Consider the following 15,834-nt stretch of genomic DNA (forward strand, 5'->3'; position numbering starts at 1 on the left):
AATTGCAGTGTCTTTATGCATATTTTGCTCTGCTAAAAGTTGCAATTCATTGATTCACAGTTATATAACAAAATACAAAATCCATACGATTTTCCTGACTTTTTTCTGAATTTATTTCTACGCGATTCTCACGAGGCAAAAAAGCGGTGAGTTTTCTAATTCTCGTCCACAACCTGCTGATTCCGTTCCGTCTGCTCTTCCCTCCAATTGACAAGGTAGAGATGTTCCGTGGCACGTGTGAACGCCGTGTACAACCAATGGATGTAGGACGGCGAAAGCATGTCATCGGTCATGTAACCCTGGTCGACATAGACATGCGCCCATTGCCCACCCTGCGCCTTATGGCAAGTGACGGCATAGGCGTACTTTATCTGCAAAGCATTGAAATGCTTGTCCTCCTTCAATGCCTTGAACTTATCCTGCTTGCGTGACATGTCCGCATAATCCTCAAGCACACCGTTAAAGAGCGTTTCCTGCTGCTCGTAGGTCAGTGCAGGAGCCTCACTCTGCAAGGTATCAAGCAGCGTTGTCGCCTGAATCTCCAGCCCGTTATAGTCAGGAAACTCCAGCAGCACATCGGCAAAACGGAAGCCGAAAAGTTCACGACTGTTCCTTACGCGCCGCACCACGCAACGGTCGCCATTGGCAAGGAACGGCGGCAGATTGTCATCCTCCTTCTCTTCCTTTCCCATTTCGGCTTTTATGGTCTCCGTCCAGAAATAGTTGTTCTTCACAATCATCACCGAATCGCCGGATGACAATTCCTCCTCACGGTCAAGCACTTGGTTTCTTATGCCGAGATTGTAGACATTTGCACGCTTGTTGCTGCGCGTTATGACTATCGTCTCGTCCATGCCCACACGGCTGTAGCTCGACCCAAGCGAGTCAATCAGTTCATTTCCCGGACATATTGTTATGTCGGCAAAACCATCAAACCTTATCTTCGGCAGCTGTGTCATGTCATCATGAGTGATAAGGTTGCGCAGCATCGTGGCATTCCACAGTATGCCCGACTCCTGCGATTGGCGCAGCACCTCCGTCAAGTCATAATCGTAGACCGTCAGACCGTAGCCTGCAATGTAGCCGGAAACCAGTGCAGGAGCCTCCTCACAGCCGACAGGCGGCAGCTGTGCAGTGTCGCCTATGAGGACAAGGCGGCAGTTTCTGCCAGAATAGACATAGCGCACAAGGTCGTCAAGCAGGTTGCCTGCCCCGAAAGCCCCACTCACTCCCAACTCCGAAGTGCTGACCATCGAAGCCTCATCAACCATGAAAATTGTGTCCGTATGCATGTTGTCGGCAAGCGTGAACGCATCGGACATGTACGCCCTCTGCCGGTAAATCTTGCGGTGGATGGTGTAGGCATGTGTCGCACCTCCGGCTATTCCCTGCTCGAAAACCTTCGCCGCACGGCCTGTCGGCGCAAGCAGCACAACCTTCTGCTTCATGGCGGTCATGGCACGGACTATGGCGCGGGCGACACTTGTCTTGCCCGTACCGGCAGAGCCGCGCAGCAACATTGCCACATCGGGACTCGCATCAGTCATGAAACGGCTGAAAACCGCCACCGCCATGCCCTGCCCCGCTGTCGGCGAGAAAGGCAGGCAGCTTTCTATCTGGTATGCCCATTCTTGTTCAATCATGATTGCAAAATTACTTAAAATTTATCACTATACCAAAAATTCATGAGTCTTCTTGTGCCATTTGTGGCCAAAAATAAGTACCTTTGCATTTATGAAGCAACCACGAACAATCATACGCATCGGACAACAGTCACTCGCATTCATGTCTCCGGAAGGCATTTATGAGCCTTACACCGTGAAGAGCGGCATGTCCATGGCTGCCAATCTGCGCGAGGCTTTCCGTGACAGTGAGACACTGACGGATGCTGGCGACAGGGTGCAGGTCCTTATTGATGCCAACATATTGCTCATTCCGATGGAGGAATACGATGAGAGCCTGACAGAAATCTTTTACAACCATACTTTCCCGGAAAGCACGACAGCCAACGGACTGAACATCAGTTCCGGAAGGGCTATTGTCAGTCATGTCATGCCGGAGCTAAACTGTGTCGCCGTTTTCGCCATGAACAAGGACTTGAAGATGGTCATCAGCGACCATTTCAGTGACGTTCGCATAGCACCGCTGCTTGCACCGGTATGGCAGCATCTGCACCAGCGCAGCTATGTCGGACAGACAAAGAAGCTGTTTGCGTACTTCCACGACCGCCGTTTGGCAGTGTTTGGGTTCAGCAAGAATCGCTTCCGGTTCATGAACGAGTTCCGGGCGACATCAGTAACCGATGCGGCTTATTTCATACTTTATGTATGGCAGCAGCTTGCAATGAACAACAAGAAGGACGAACTCTACATCGTTGGTGACATACAGGAACCGGATGCGCTGCGCGAAGAGTTGCGCAAGTATGTCAGCAACGTTTTCCCAATCAACCCGTCTGCGGAATTCAACCGTGCTCCGGTGACAAAGATTCCGAACGTGGCGTATGATATTGTGACATTTTCCATGAACGCTTAGGAGACAGAGACAATGAGAATAATAACAGGAATTTACAAAGGCAGGAGGTTTGACATTCCTCGCACGTTCAAGGCAAGGCCTACAACGGACTTTGCAAAGGAGAACATCTTCAATGTCATTCAAGGTTATCTTGACCTTGACGGTGCCCTCGCACTTGACCTTTTCGCCGGCACGGGCAGCATCTCTTTGGAGCTTATTTCAAGAGGATGCCGCCAAGTGGTAAGTGTGGAGGCAGACCGTGACCATGCGAATTTCATACGCCAGTGCTTGCAGAAGCTGGACATCGACACGTGCAGTCTTGTGCGTGGCGATGCGTTCCGTTTCCTTAAGTCCTGCCGTCAGCAGTTTGACTTCATCTTTGCCGACCCACCTTATGCGTTGAAGGAACTGCCTGAGATTCCGGATCTTGTGCTTGGCAAAGGGATTCTTGCCGAGGGCGGAATCTTTGTCTTTGAGCATGGGAAACAGTATGATTTCTCCAACCATCCGCGATTCATGGAGCACCGCTCCTATGGCAGTGTGAATTTCACATTGTTCAGATAACAACAAGGACAGTAATGCCAATATTGTCAGCACTGTCAGTATTGTCGATAATGTTTATCCTGCATATTCCCGATGATTGACAACATTACCACAGCCAAGATTCTTGAAGCAGCAGACATCGTCGATGTCGTGTCAGAGTTCGTCACACTGCGCAAGGCAGGCGCGAACTACAAGGGTCTGTGCCCTTTCCATGACGACAAGACACCGTCGTTCTCGGTGTCGCCTGCACGCAACTACTGCCACTGTTTCTCATGTGGCAAGGGAGGCACGCCGGTGGGCTTCATCATGGAGCATGAGCAGATGACTTACCCCGAGGCATTGCGCTGGCTGGCAAAGAAATACCATATTGAGATAAAGGAGCGCGAACTCACCAATGAAGAGAAACTTCAGGAGAGTGAGCGTGAATCAATGTTCATTGTCAATGAATGGACGGCAAAATACTATCATGACATCCTGCACAATGATGCCGACGGCAGAGCAGTAGGCATGCAGTACTTCCGTTCACGAGGATTCCGTGACGACATAATAGAGAAATTCCGCCTTGGCTTCGCCCTTCCTGACCGCCGGGCCATGCCTCGCGAAGCAATAGCAAAGGGTTACAAGGCGCAGTTCCTATTGAAAACAGGACTGTGCTACTCCAAAAACAACGACAATAATCCGTCTAAAGAAATTGACCCCGAATCACTTGTCGACCGTTTTGCAGGCAGGGCGATATTCCCATGGATAGGAATGAGCGGCAAAGTCGTCGCTTTCGGCGGCAGAAAACTTGACAAGGAGACAAAGGGAGTACAACAGAAATATGTCAATTCCCCGGACTCTGACATTTACCACAAAGACCATGAGCTTTACGGTATCTATCAGGCTAAGAAGCAGATAAGCAAGGAGGACCGTGTGTTCATGGTGGAAGGCTACACGGATGTTATCTCCATGCACCAATGTGGCATAGAGAACGTTGTGGCAAACTCCGGCACGGCGCTGTCCATTCATCAGATTCACATGCTTCACCGCCTTACAAAGAACATCGTACTGCTCTACGACGGTGACGCAGCGGGTATCAAAGCGGCAATGCGAGGTACAGACATGCTGCTCTCGGAAGGCATGAACATCAAGGTGCTCGCCCTCCCTGACGGCGACGACCCTGACTCTTTTGCAAATAAACATACACCGGAGGAGTTCCGGGAGTATGTGGAACGCAACCAGACTGACTTCATCCAGTTCAAGACAGATGTGCTGATGAAGGACGCAACTGACCCGGTGAGACGTTCTGATGTCATCTCCTCTATAATAAAGAGTGTCTCTGTCATCCCTGACCCGATTATCCGTGCAGCATATCTTCAGGATTGTGCGACACGACTCCGCATGGATGAGAAGACCTTGCTCACAAAGATGAACAGGTTTATCAGTGACGACATCAAGGAGCGTGACAAGAGAAGGGAGCGTGAACGGTCTGCCACCACCCAACAAACAGAGCCGACTCAGAACGTGCCTGTCGGCAATGACATTCCGCCGGAAGACCTTCCTGACGAGGCTTTCGCCCCGGCTGCACCAAAGACTCCTGTAAAGAAAAGCAGTGTTTCGGAGTCCATTGAACGCCTGATAATGCAGGCTGTCGTGCGCCATGGCGACAAGATAATCCTTGATGATGTGGAGACAGAGGATGGCGGCACTGTATCATTGAACGTTGCACAGTTTGTCTACTACAACCTGACATCAGAGGATCTGTCGTTCTCCAACCCACTCTACAACAGGATGCTGGAGGAAATCGTCTGCAACGCTGCACAGGAAGAGTTCTGCTCCTCAACGTTTTTCACGAAACATCCCGACATAGAGATAAGCAAGACCGCCACCGATTTGGTCATGGAGCGTTATACTCTCTCAAAAAGTCTTGAACTGAAATACACGAAAGAGGGACTCCGCAGCCATGTCGAAAGACTCCTTTTGGAGTTCCGCCGTGACATTGTGGATGCCAGACTGGATGAGCTGCTCCGGCAGATAAAGGCTTTCGGCAACGATATGGAGAAGGCTTCGGAACTTCTGGCGGAATACAGTGAGCAGAAACAGTTGTCTGCCGCCATAGCGAAACAGCTCGGCAACAACATCAGATAACCAACACTCTGACAAATGTCACACATTTTTTCATATATAGAAGACACAACAATATGGATAATAAACGAACATCAGTGATTATCGCTGACGCAGAATACATTGACAGCGTGGCTTTCAACCTCATTGTCAACTTTGAAAGAATGATAGGCCGCCACATTCCACAGGCGGATATGGCGCAATGGGTTGAGTGCATAGCCATGGATGGCGGCGTGCGCCGTACCAAAGAAAGCGGTGAGGAGCATGCCAACAAAGAGCTTCCCGAATGCAGTGTCATCCTTGTTCATGACAAGAAGAATGACGAAATGAACAATTTCAACCCCGGAAAGTTCACCACCGAACTCAATGGGCAGGCTTTCAAAGGCGACCTCGGAGAGTTTGCCTTCAACGCTGTGTGTGCGGAAGAGGGGATGGAAACCATGTCAAAATATGACATTCTCACAGACATCCTTGCCGCAATGGTCGACGAGCCGCAGGTCAAGAACGTCATGGTCATCCCAGACCTTGACTCAAACGACAACGGAGTGATGGAGCGTCTGCTGCCCGTCCTTCGCCATATAGACCGCGAATGTCCTGAAAAGCGAGTGACATTGTTTGCCATGCAGCCACTCAGCGGTGTCCCTTGCCGCACGGAAATCCTTGGCTACTCCCTTATGGCAGCCCTCGGAATACGCGCCGATGAGATAAAAGACTGACCGTCTGCATATACAATAACCGGCAAGTACTATCCACTTAAGTACATGCCGGTCAATTATTTTACCCTATATAGTTCAAGAAAGCATCAACTTGCTGTGCCAAAGCCTCTTCCTGTTCTTGTGTCAGAATCATGTTGCCATGAGTCCATGCCTCAACTCCCAATACGATTCCGGTCTGCGGTTCCTTCATGACATCCGCATCGATGAACGGCAATGTCAGAAGCTCTGTCAGTCTTGCACGACAGTTGGCTGTAGCCGAACCACCACCGGCACCGCTCAATGCCACTTTCTTCTTGTTGATGGCAAGCGGAGAAGTGTGGTCATCCGCAGCAACGGGACGTGAAAGCCAGTCGATGAGATTCTTCAGATGACCGGGATAACCGGAGTTGTATTCCGGTGAGAATATCCACAATCCGTCAGCTTCCGCTATCTTTCTGCGAACCTCAGCGACAGCGTCGGGAGCAGGAAACTCAATGTCTTGGTTCATCATGGGCAGTCCGGAGTAGTCCAAATATTCCACAACGGCACGTCCGGCAATGAGTTGTTCCGCACGGTTCGCAAGTTTTCTATTGAACGATTCCTTACGCAGTGAACCTATTATGAACAATAGCTTTTTCATTTTTGCACTGCTTTTTCATTATTCAGCATAGAGGCGATAACCTACGCTTCTCATCACTTCAGGAACGGGTCGATGACCGACAGAAGATCAGCCTTTGACATCGCTCCGCTCTGCCGCCATAGCATCTCATTGTTTCGGAACAACATCAGTGTCGGCACCGAACGTATCTGATACTCACCGGCAATGTCACCTTGCTGGTCAACATCCATTTTTATGATACGTATACGGTCGCCAAGCACTTCCTTAACCTGCTCCAGAATCGGATGCATCATCTTACATGGCTGACACCATGTGGCAAAAAAATCTACCAAAACGAGTTGGTTGCCTGAAATTACGTCTTTGAATGTTTCCATACTCGATAAATTTTAATGTTAGTAAAACAATTACATGCCTTGGGTAAATCACATTACCTGTCAGGCTTTGAGTGACTCTTTGTCTGTAGTTCACAGTGCAAAGATACCGCAATTTCCTTGAAATACAATCCCGGCTTAAATGAAAATAATATTTTTTTAGGTAAAATAATACGGGTCACATGGTTGGATATTCCATGTGACCCGTACATAATATTGTCGTTAATTAAATAGCTATCAGCCTTTTACAGTTTGCACTTTACAGCGATTGTAGGATTCCAGTACATCTTAGAGTTGTCTGAATAGAAGCCACTATAGAACTCCATCTCGGTACCGATAGAGATTGGGCACTTCTTGAGTCCCTTGATTGAATTGAGGTTAAACCACAACTGTGGCTCAGAGATGAACACAAGTTTGCCATGGCCGTTAGCCTGCTCGTCACGCCAGAAGTCGAACACACCGGCGAAAGTCAGCGCATCGTGAGCGAAAGTGGTGCTCCATACGCCCGTAAACTGGCAGGATGGGAACGCATGGTTGTAAGTTCCTTTGAAGAACTGCTTATACATGACCTGAAGAGAGAGGGTCTTCTTGTAGTCAGCAGAGTGCATGTTGTAGGCTGCACCAAGGAGGGCTGCCTGCTGATAGCGTGCCGAGAATGATTTCTTTGAGCAGAGACCGCCGTCGTACTCGATATGGGCAGCGAAGCCTTTCTTGCCGATGTTGAACTCACGGCTCAACTCCACATAAGCTCCGGCAGCACCGTCGTTATAGAAATCCATATCAATGAAGTAGAACCATGTACCGAGTCCGTCAGCAGAGAACTGCTCAAATGTGCCGGTAACCTTCGGACGCTCAGCCTGCTCATCAGGATAAACATTGCGACCAAAGTCATAGTGAAGCTGGAGATTACCCTGCGCCATACCAGCAATGGCAGAAAGCAACATGCATGTTGCCAAAACAATCTTTTTCATTTTTTTGTTTGTTAAATACCTATACGTTTATAACGTGAATTATAAAATATGGGTGCAAAATTACAAAAATAATATTAAATATAGAATAAAAAACACGAAAATGTGCAGTAATTCCGATAAAATTGTTAATTTTGCATGAAAAGGCGGATGATTGGCTGAAGCACACATATATATTAATTACTAATGCACGCCAAAAACAAGCTGTGCTAACAAGCCAAAACACTTAACCGCCGGCAACATCAAACTACTAATAATATGAACTACTACGAGATTGGCAAGACAGGCATGAAGGTTTCTGCACTGTCTTTCGGAGCATCATCGCTCGGCAGCGTTTTCCGTGAAACAAAGCTGGAAGAGTCGCTTGACGCTGTATACACAGCAATAGACTGTGGCATGAATTTCATTGATGTCTCTCCATATTATGGGCACTATAAGGCAGAAACCGTGCTCGGTCAGGCATTAAAGAACATCCCACGTGACAAGTATTACCTTTCTACAAAGGTCGGAAGATACGGCGTAGACGGAAAGAACACATGGGATTATTCGGCAGAGCGTGTCACACGCAGCGTGTATGAAAGCTTGGAGCGACTGAACATCGACCATATCGACCTCATCAATGTACACGACATAGAGTTCCAGGGCGACCTTCCTGGCGGCTTGCAGAAGATTGTCGACGAGACTCTCCCTGCACTTGTGAAACTGCGCGACGAGGGTGTTGTGGGTCATGTCGGCATAACAGACCTGCAGCCGGAGAACATCAAGTGGGTCATCGAGCACTGTCCGGAGGGCACAGTGGAGGCAACTTTGTGCTTCTGCCACTATTCCCTGAACGATGAACTGCTGAACGACTACTTTGATTTCTTTGAACAGCACAATGTCGGCATAATCAACGCTTCTCCTTTGTCAATGGGACTCCTCTCTTCACGCGGCGTTCCTGCATGGCATCCTGCACCAAAGTCGCTTGTGGATGCTTGCCAAAAGGCTGTCGCCCATGTCAATGAGAAAGGCTACCCTATCGAGAAACTCGCCATACAGTATGCCATCAGCAACCCTCGCATAGCAACAACACTGTTCTCTTCCGCCAACCCTGCGAACGTGAAGAAGAACTGGGAATATGCCGAAGCTCCAATCGATTGGGAGCTTGTCAAGGAGGTTCAGGACATCATTGGTGACCAGATGCGCGTAAGATGGAAAAATTCATAAGTGAGGCAGAATGCCGTGAGAGATACTATCTGACGGACAAGAAACCCGTAATCATCGATGCCCATTCCCATTTGTGGCTTTGGCAGCATACTGTTGTCAACGGCAAGCGGATAGAACAGTTGCCGAACGGCAGGAGTTCGTTCATGGGCAATGAGGTACAGATGATGAATCCGTGGATGCGTGACAACTACAATTCCGCCGAGAAATTCCTTGCCAACATGGACTTTGCACAGGTTGAAGGAGCGGTTGTGACACAAGAATTCATCGACGGACTGCAGAATGACTATCTCGAGTATGTCGGCAGACGCTGGCAGGACAGGTTCTTCGTGTTCGGAATGTGCGAGTTCCGCAAGCCGGGCTTCCTGATTGAGGCGCAGGTTCTTCTGCGCCGCGGATTCAAAGGCATAAAGCTTCCGGCAGCAAGACTGGTCGATGACCATATCAACATACGGTTCGACACGGAGGAGTTCATGCAGATGTTCCGGCTCATGGAGGAAAATGGCATGGTTCTTGCTATCGAACTTGGTGAAGGAACATGCCAAAACGAGCAGCTGGAGACTGTCATCAAGGAATGCCCTAACCTTAAAATCGTTCTCGGACATTTCTGTATGGTCAACCGAAAAGACTGGCAGAAGCAGATGGCGCTGTGCTCCCACAAGAATGTCTTCACTGACATGGGCGGCATAACGTGGCTGTTCAATGATGAGTACTACCCGTATCCTTCCGCCATCAGCGCCGTAAAGGAAGCTGCGGACTTGGTGGGCATGGACAAAATCCTGTGGGGCTCGGACTATCCGCGCACCATTTCGAACATAACCTACCGCCAATCGTATGACTGGATATTGAAATCCACAGAACTGACCGACACGGAGAAACGCATGATTCTCGGTGAAAACGCAAGGAAAGTGTACGGCTTTGACAATCTGCCGGTATTGCCTTATGTTCCGAGCATGAGCGAGTAGCAGCATTTATCCTGCATTAACAAACCAATAATAAACAATTAAAAATCAGCATATTCACAGAATATCAGAAAGTAAAACATACAAACAACAAAGATGAAAGCAATTCAGATTCCCGGACTTCAGCAAATGGCTGTTGTCGAACTGCCTAAACCGGAGGCAAAGGCAGGTGAGGTACTTCTCAAGATGGAGTATGTAGGTTTTTGCGGTTCAGACTTGAACACATTCCTCGGCCGCAACACTATGGCAAAAGAAAATGTAATTCCGGGCCACGAGATAGGTGCTGTAATAGAAGCTGTCGGTGAGGGCTGTCCTGACACACTGCAGCCGGGCATGGTCGTGACCGTCAACCCATACACAAACTGCGGCCACTGCGCATCATGCCGTAACGGACGCGTGAATGCCTGCCAGCATAACGAGACTCTCGGCGTGCAGCGTGACGGAGCAATGCGCGAGTACATGGCACTCCCTTGGCAGAAGATTATTCCGGTGAAGGGCGTGAACACACGCGACGCCGCTCTCATAGAGCCGATGTCAGTAGGTTTCCACGCTGTCGACCGTGGTCAGGTGACTGACATCGACACTGTTGTCGTGTTCGGCTGCGGCATGGTAGGACTCGGTGCCGTTGTGCGTGCCGTACAGCGCGGCGCAACAGTAATTGCCGTCGACCTTTCTGCCGAGAAACTGCAGATAGCCAAGGATCTTGGCGCAAAGTACGGCATAAACTCCAAGGAGGAGAACCTGCTCGAGAAAGTCATGGAGTACACCGACGGCTACGGTGCTGACTGCGTGATCGAGGCTGTAGGCTCACCAATCACCTACACCGGAGCCATCGACATCGTCAGCTTTACAGGCCGTGTGGTCTGCATAGGCTATGCAAAGAGCGGTGTGGAGTTCCAGACAAAGTACTTCGTACAGAAGGAACTTGACATCCGCGGCTCACGCAACGCCAACCCAAGCGACTTCCGTGCAGTGCAGAAATATCTGGAAAACGCCAACATTCCGATGGACCGCTTCGTGTCAGGAGTCTATACTCCGGAGACAGCAAAGGACGGCATGGAGGCATGGGCGGCAGCACCGGCACAGGTGTTCCGCATCCTCGTGGACTTCAGATAATAAGACTCTCATCCATAGAGAAAAAGGAGAATCCCCCTCAACAATATGGATTTCCCCTTTTTCTCTTCAGATATTATCCGTAATTTCGCAACTATAAAGAAGGTTACGTATAGATTGCGGAGACGGTTACGGTCGTCGTTAACATCAAAGGCGGACGGAGTCTGTCAAGGCAAAAAAGACAGAAAAGTTATGAAAAAGATTACATTCATTGCATTGTCAGTCCTTGTTCTGATAAGCAGTTGCAGCTCCTACACAGCTACAGGAGCCGGTTTCGGCGGAGTCATAGGCTCAGCAATCGGAGGCATTGCCGGTGGCTATCATGGTCGTGATGTAGGCACACTTGTCGGTATGGCAGCAGGTGCGGCAACCGGTGCTGCCATTGAGAATGCCAAAGAACAGCAGTACAGGAATCGTGTGGCTACGGCTGTGGAGAACGACGGTGTCTATTACGACGGCAACAACAATGGCTATGGCTCTTCTTCACGACGTTACGGCACTCCGAATAATGACGCAAAGTCAAGGCGCATAAAGAGATACCATGACAATGTGGAACGCAGAGGAACACACAAATCCACCTACTCCACCAAGGAACACCACAACGGACAAAGCAACGGGTTCCGCCTTGAACCTACGGATGACAGACGTCTGACGGAACAGAATGCGACCACCACGGAGCCGGAGAACGACTCCGGATACTCCAGCACGGCAAAATACGATGACCGTATTGAATTGGAATGATGCATCAAACCAAAAGGTAAAAAGCTGAGGCCATACCCCTCCGCTTTTTGCCTTTTGTTGTTTATATCCAAGCCACAAACCCATTTCGCCCCTGCACTCCTTTTATCTGTCTATCAACCACCTATACACCTGACCAACTATGGAAGACAAATACGAAAACATGATTATCGAGACAGCGGAAAAAGTGTTCAACTCCATGGAACCGCGCGTCTCCCCACGGCAACTGAAACAGCTTCACGACGCTTACGAATTCGCATACAACGCCCACAAGGAGCAACGCAGGAAAAGCGGAGAACCGTACATCATCCACCCAATCTCCGTCGCTCTAATTGCAGCAAAAGAACTGATGCTTGACACAAACTCCGTCACAGCATCATTCCTTCACGACATTGTCGAGGACACTCCGTACACCATCGACGACATACGCGAGCGTTTTGGCGATGATGTCGCCTTCCTTGTCGATGCTGTAACCAAGCGCAAGAAATCAAAATACAAATTCTCCAAGCAGGTAGACAACTACCAGCAACTGCTCTCGTCCATGCAGTTTGACATCCGCGCACTTATGGTGAAAATCGCCGACCGCCTGCATAACATGCGCACACTGTCGTCCATGCGCCCGGACAAACAGATGAAGATTGCCGGTGAGACGGACTATTTCTATGCCCCTTTGGCAAACCGCCTCGGTCTCTTTGATGTAAAGACCGACCTTGAAAACCTTTCATTCAAGTACCGCTGCGGCATGGAATACACAGACATCGTCCTCAAACTTGACAAGGACAAGAAGGACAACAGTGCACGCCTGAAACTCTTTACGGACGACATCGAGGCGATACTCCATGAGGCAGGCATCGATGCAAAGGCCACCGTCTATTGGAGAGCACCATACTCTTTATGGAGACGCATGAAAGCCGCTAACAAGGATTTCATACACCTTGACAACCGGTACTATATCCGCGTGACATTCTCCGGATGCAACGGTAGGGAATTGTCTGAAAAAACAATATGCCTGTACATCTACTCCCTGCTCACAAACAAATACAACGAGAAGCCGGGCTCATTCCAAAACCTCATTGACCAGGGCAAGGAGAACTCCTACAAGTCCATCAATGTCATGCTGTTATCACACGAAGGTATATGGGAGGACGTGCAAATCTGCTCCGACAAAATGGTCGAAGCATCACGGTTCGGATGCATGGCGGAGGTGGCGGAACGCGCCGAGACACGCAACTGCGGAAACAATGTGTCACTGCAGAATGTACGCAAATGGATAGAGAAATTCCGCAAAATCCTTAAAGAGATTGCCGCAGAATCACAGACACAGGGATTTATCGAAAGCATAAAGTCGTCACTTTACTATGATGACGTCCTCGCATTCACACCAAAGGGAGAAGCCATAATACTCCCGAAGGGTTCGACCGCTCTCGACTTCGCATTCGAACTGCACACAGACATCGGACTGCATGCCAAATACGCCCGCATAAACAGCAAACTCATGTCCGTGCGTACTGTGCTCAACCGTGGCGATGTCGTGGAAATCGGAACGGAAGACGATGCACTGCCAAAGGCAGAATGGATGCAATATGTGCAGAGCTACAAGGCGAAACGCAGCCTACGCTCCTATTTCTCCGAAGAACTTGCAAAGCAACAGTACCAGCGATGCACATGCTGCCTGCCACTGCCGGGAGGAGAGACAATCGGATTCCGTGAGGAAGACAACTCCATCACGCTCCACAAACGCAACTGCCCAGAGGCTATACGGCTCGCATCAAAGTTCGGTGACAACATCATTTACATGGAATTCGACGAAAGCCCCGACAGGCAGTATCCTGTGACCATCTACATCAAGGCAATCGACCGCTATCACCTGTTCATCGACATACTGTCGAAAATCACCAACGACCTGCACCTGTTCATCGACTCGCTGAAGACAGAGACCAATGACGACATAACGGACCTCACCGTGACATTCTACGTCCATTCTGTCCGCGAACTCAACTCTGCCATACAATCCCTATACAGCATCCCTGGAGTAGATGAGGTGCGACGAGTGCAGAACCTGTAAATCATAACCTACACCAAGGACAATAATCCATCCGCCACCCTATCATGAGTGGCGGATTTTTAATGCTACTATATTCAAACAAAATTGAATTGCAAAACACACATGCCGTATTGTAAACATTTCCATGCAAAGTGTGGCGGAGCCACAACCCTTACGGTAACCTCCGGCTTTAGCCGTGAGGATTGCAAAGCGGCTCAAACGCTGTGTGGTGGAACCACACTCCCTTATGCCGGAAACACACCATGAATAATGAACTTGCTGATTTCACAAACCAATTCTGTATGACTATAACCTTATATGCACCGCCTGAGATCAGGCAGAAAAATCTCTTGTACAAAAGAAAACTCACAGCGTTCTTGCCCAAAAATACTCGCGTAAAAACAAAAAAGATTCTGTAAGTTGTGAAAATCGTAAAATTTTACAATCTTGCCAACTTTTTGTTACTCAGTATGTTATACATTTGTAAGCATTTCTTGGCATCATCTATTATTGCAAAAGGTTACACTTGACTTTGTGAAGTGTTACCTTTCGTAATATAGAAGGTAACATTTCGCAATGCCAAAAGCTACCTTTCTTGTGCTTTTTGGACAGAAAAGCACAAGAAAACTGCCAATACCGGCATTTTCAAACGCCACAAAAGACTGTTTCAAACAGCTTTCTTCCTATTATGATAAATAGGACATTGGAAAACTCACACATATTTTTCAGAGATTTTTCAACATGCACAACTCCTGTCGCCAACCACAAAAACTGCTATCGGCGGTGCCAAAGCGCGAGTGCAACAATGAAAAACACTTCCGACAGCAAGCATTTTTCAAGACAGAAAAAGCAAACACTGTATGTAATAAGTTTTACAATACGTTGCAAGCACTACATTCATAATACAAAAAAACTCCCACAGCCGTTTGCTTATGGGAGCTTTTATCACAAAGAAACGAGATTCCTCTTACCAGTTGCAATGGACAGACTCACGGATATAGCGATCGTAAATCGCAGCGACACCGTCCATTTGCTCCTGTGTCAGTCCGGGAAGTTCGGCAGCCCTCACATTGGACAGCACTTGCTCACGCTTGCTCGCACCAGGAATGACAGTGCTCACAGCATCGTGCATCAGAATCCAGCGCAACGCATACGGAATAAGGTCATCAGTGTGGAACAACTTCTTCAGCTCCTCCACTGCCAGCAAGCCGAGTTCATAATCCACACCGGAGAAAGTCTCGCCCTTGTCGAACGCCTCACCGTTTCGGTTATAACTGCGATGATCCTCCTTGCCGAACACTGTCTCCTTTGTGTATCTGCCCGTAAGCAGTCCGCTTGCCAAAGGCACACGAGCCAGAATGCCCACATCATTTGCCTTTGCCGCTGGGAACAATTCATCCAATGGTTTCAGGCGGAACATGTTGAAAATCACCTCCATGGCAGAGATTGGATATTCCATGGCCTGCAAGCCTTCGCAAACCTTCTCTATGCTGACACCGTAGTGGCTGATTTTCCCTTTCTGCACCATCCTGTCCATACCCGCAAACAGTTCGTCCTTCCGGTACACGGATGTCGGAGGACAATGGAGAAGCACAAGGTCCAATTGCTCGACGCCCATGCGCTTCAGGCTGCCGTCAACGAACTGCTCCATGTTTTCCGCAGTGTAGCCCTCGGCTGTGTGAGGATTCAATCCTCTGCCGCACTTGGTGACAACAAAGAAGCGGTCCTTGTGGGTTGCAATGAACTTGCCGATAGCAAGCTCACTGTTGCCACCATTGTAAATATCGGCAGTGTCAATCAGGTTGATGCCACTCTCAAGGCTTGCCTCCAGGATTCTTTGCGCTTCCTCCTCGTTGAAAGGCTCGCCCCACTTTGTGCCAAGCTGCCATGTGCCAAGGCCTATTTCGCTGACCATGCGATCTGTTTTGCCAAATCTTCTTTGATTCATAATTTTTTCCTTTATT

At 48.9% G+C, this 15,834-nt stretch carries 14 protein-coding genes; 9 read left to right on the forward strand and 5 right to left on the reverse strand.

The genetic code is table 11. The features are described from left to right. Positions 1 to 155: 155 nt before the first annotated feature. Positions 156 to 1,643 carry an ATP-dependent DNA helicase gene (locus HPS57_RS02845; protein ID WP_172180013.1) on the reverse strand — a complete coding sequence of 496 codons (1,488 nt, stop codon included), beginning with the start codon at positions 1,641 to 1,643 and terminating at the stop codon, positions 156 to 158. 91 nt (positions 1,644 to 1,734) lie between these two features. On the opposite strand from HPS57_RS02845, the gene HPS57_RS02850 reads away from it, so the two are divergent. From HPS57_RS02850 to HPS57_RS02865, 4 genes are all read left to right on the forward strand, one after another. Then, positions 1,735 to 2,532 carry a DUF3822 family protein gene (locus HPS57_RS02850; protein WP_172180015.1) on the forward strand — a complete coding sequence of 266 codons (798 nt, stop codon included), beginning with the start codon at positions 1,735 to 1,737 and terminating at the stop codon, positions 2,530 to 2,532. Between the two features lie 12 nt (positions 2,533 to 2,544). Next, the gene (locus tag HPS57_RS02855; protein WP_172180017.1) at positions 2,545 to 3,075 is read left to right on the forward strand and encodes an RsmD family RNA methyltransferase; all 531 of its coding nucleotides are present in this window, start codon (positions 2,545 to 2,547) and stop codon (positions 3,073 to 3,075) included. A gap of 72 nt (positions 3,076 to 3,147) precedes the next feature. After that, positions 3,148 to 5,181: a DNA primase gene (gene dnaG, locus HPS57_RS02860; RefSeq protein ID WP_172180019.1), complete on the forward strand. Its 2,034-nt coding sequence runs from the start codon at positions 3,148 to 3,150 to the stop codon at positions 5,179 to 5,181. Between the two features lie 53 nt (positions 5,182 to 5,234). Then, positions 5,235 to 5,873, forward strand: a complete 639-nt coding sequence (locus HPS57_RS02865; protein ID WP_172180021.1) for a DUF6621 family protein — start codon at positions 5,235 to 5,237, stop codon at positions 5,871 to 5,873. Positions 5,874 to 5,934: 61 nt separating this feature from the next. Here HPS57_RS02865 and HPS57_RS02870 read toward each other — a convergent pair whose 3' ends face one another. The 3 genes from HPS57_RS02870 to HPS57_RS02880 form a co-directional block, all read right to left on the reverse strand. Continuing rightward, positions 5,935 to 6,492, reverse strand: coding sequence for an NADPH-dependent FMN reductase (locus tag HPS57_RS02870; RefSeq protein WP_172180023.1), 558 nt, complete (start codon positions 6,490 to 6,492; stop codon positions 5,935 to 5,937). Between the two features lie 53 nt (positions 6,493 to 6,545). Then, positions 6,546 to 6,845 (reverse strand): thioredoxin, encoded by a 300-nt coding sequence (trxA, locus tag HPS57_RS02875; RefSeq protein ID WP_172180025.1) that lies wholly within the window; start codon positions 6,843 to 6,845, stop codon positions 6,546 to 6,548. A gap of 242 nt (positions 6,846 to 7,087) precedes the next feature. Beyond that, positions 7,088 to 7,813: a DUF5020 family protein gene (locus HPS57_RS02880; protein ID WP_172180027.1), complete on the reverse strand. Its 726-nt coding sequence runs from the start codon at positions 7,811 to 7,813 to the stop codon at positions 7,088 to 7,090. A gap of 255 nt (positions 7,814 to 8,068) precedes the next feature. Between HPS57_RS02880 and HPS57_RS02885 the strand changes: the two genes are divergently transcribed. From HPS57_RS02885 to HPS57_RS02905, 5 genes are all read left to right on the forward strand, one after another. Beyond that, positions 8,069 to 9,016 (forward strand): aldo/keto reductase, encoded by a 948-nt coding sequence (locus tag HPS57_RS02885; protein ID WP_172180029.1) that lies wholly within the window; start codon positions 8,069 to 8,071, stop codon positions 9,014 to 9,016. Beyond that, the gene (locus tag HPS57_RS02890; protein ID WP_172180031.1) at positions 9,001 to 9,978 is read left to right on the forward strand and encodes an amidohydrolase family protein; all 978 of its coding nucleotides are present in this window, start codon (positions 9,001 to 9,003) and stop codon (positions 9,976 to 9,978) included. The genes HPS57_RS02885 and HPS57_RS02890 overlap by 16 nt, the downstream gene beginning before the upstream one ends. Positions 9,979 to 10,071: 93 nt before the next feature. Next, positions 10,072 to 11,091 carry a zinc-binding alcohol dehydrogenase family protein gene (locus HPS57_RS02895; protein WP_172180033.1) on the forward strand — a complete coding sequence of 340 codons (1,020 nt, stop codon included), beginning with the start codon at positions 10,072 to 10,074 and terminating at the stop codon, positions 11,089 to 11,091. A gap of 189 nt (positions 11,092 to 11,280) precedes the next feature. Further along, a complete protein-coding gene (locus HPS57_RS02900) occupies positions 11,281 to 11,829 on the forward strand; it encodes a YMGG-like glycine zipper-containing protein (protein WP_172180035.1) in 549 nt (182 codons plus the stop codon). A 139-nt stretch (positions 11,830 to 11,968) separates the two neighbouring features. After that, entirely contained in the window at positions 11,969 to 13,891 is a 1,923-nt protein-coding gene (locus HPS57_RS02905) for a RelA/SpoT family protein (protein WP_172180037.1), read from the forward strand. Positions 13,892 to 14,837: 946 nt separating this feature from the next. Here HPS57_RS02905 and HPS57_RS02910 read toward each other — a convergent pair. Continuing rightward, positions 14,838 to 15,818 (reverse strand): aldo/keto reductase, encoded by a 981-nt coding sequence (locus HPS57_RS02910; RefSeq protein ID WP_172180039.1) that lies wholly within the window; start codon positions 15,816 to 15,818, stop codon positions 14,838 to 14,840. Positions 15,819 to 15,834: the final 16 nt, after the last annotated feature.

It is taken from the genome of Palleniella intestinalis (assembly GCF_013166595.1).
Classification (GTDB): Bacteria; Bacteroidota; Bacteroidia; order Bacteroidales; family Bacteroidaceae; genus Prevotella; species Prevotella intestinalis.

Coding starts and splice junctions, on each gene's coding strand:
- HPS57_RS02845 (WP_172180013.1), bottom strand. CDS start 1,643: ATGATTGAACAAGAATGGGCATACCAGATAGAAAGCTGCCTGCCTTTC.
- HPS57_RS02850 (WP_172180015.1), top strand. CDS start 1,735: ATGAAGCAACCACGAACAATCATACGCATCGGACAACAGTCACTCGCA.
- HPS57_RS02855 (WP_172180017.1), top strand. CDS start 2,545: ATGAGAATAATAACAGGAATTTACAAAGGCAGGAGGTTTGACATTCCT.
- dnaG (WP_172180019.1), top strand. CDS start 3,148: ATGATTGACAACATTACCACAGCCAAGATTCTTGAAGCAGCAGACATC.
- HPS57_RS02865 (WP_172180021.1), top strand. CDS start 5,235: ATGGATAATAAACGAACATCAGTGATTATCGCTGACGCAGAATACATT.
- HPS57_RS02870 (WP_172180023.1), bottom strand. CDS start 6,492: ATGAAAAAGCTATTGTTCATAATAGGTTCACTGCGTAAGGAATCGTTC.
- trxA (WP_172180025.1), bottom strand. CDS start 6,845: ATGGAAACATTCAAAGACGTAATTTCAGGCAACCAACTCGTTTTGGTA.
- HPS57_RS02880 (WP_172180027.1), bottom strand. CDS start 7,813: ATGAAAAAGATTGTTTTGGCAACATGCATGTTGCTTTCTGCCATTGCT.
- HPS57_RS02885 (WP_172180029.1), top strand. CDS start 8,069: ATGAACTACTACGAGATTGGCAAGACAGGCATGAAGGTTTCTGCACTG.
- HPS57_RS02890 (WP_172180031.1), top strand. CDS start 9,001: ATGGAAAAATTCATAAGTGAGGCAGAATGCCGTGAGAGATACTATCTG.
- HPS57_RS02895 (WP_172180033.1), top strand. CDS start 10,072: ATGAAAGCAATTCAGATTCCCGGACTTCAGCAAATGGCTGTTGTCGAA.
- HPS57_RS02900 (WP_172180035.1), top strand. CDS start 11,281: ATGAAAAAGATTACATTCATTGCATTGTCAGTCCTTGTTCTGATAAGC.
- HPS57_RS02905 (WP_172180037.1), top strand. CDS start 11,969: ATGGAAGACAAATACGAAAACATGATTATCGAGACAGCGGAAAAAGTG.
- HPS57_RS02910 (WP_172180039.1), bottom strand. CDS start 15,818: ATGAATCAAAGAAGATTTGGCAAAACAGATCGCATGGTCAGCGAAATA.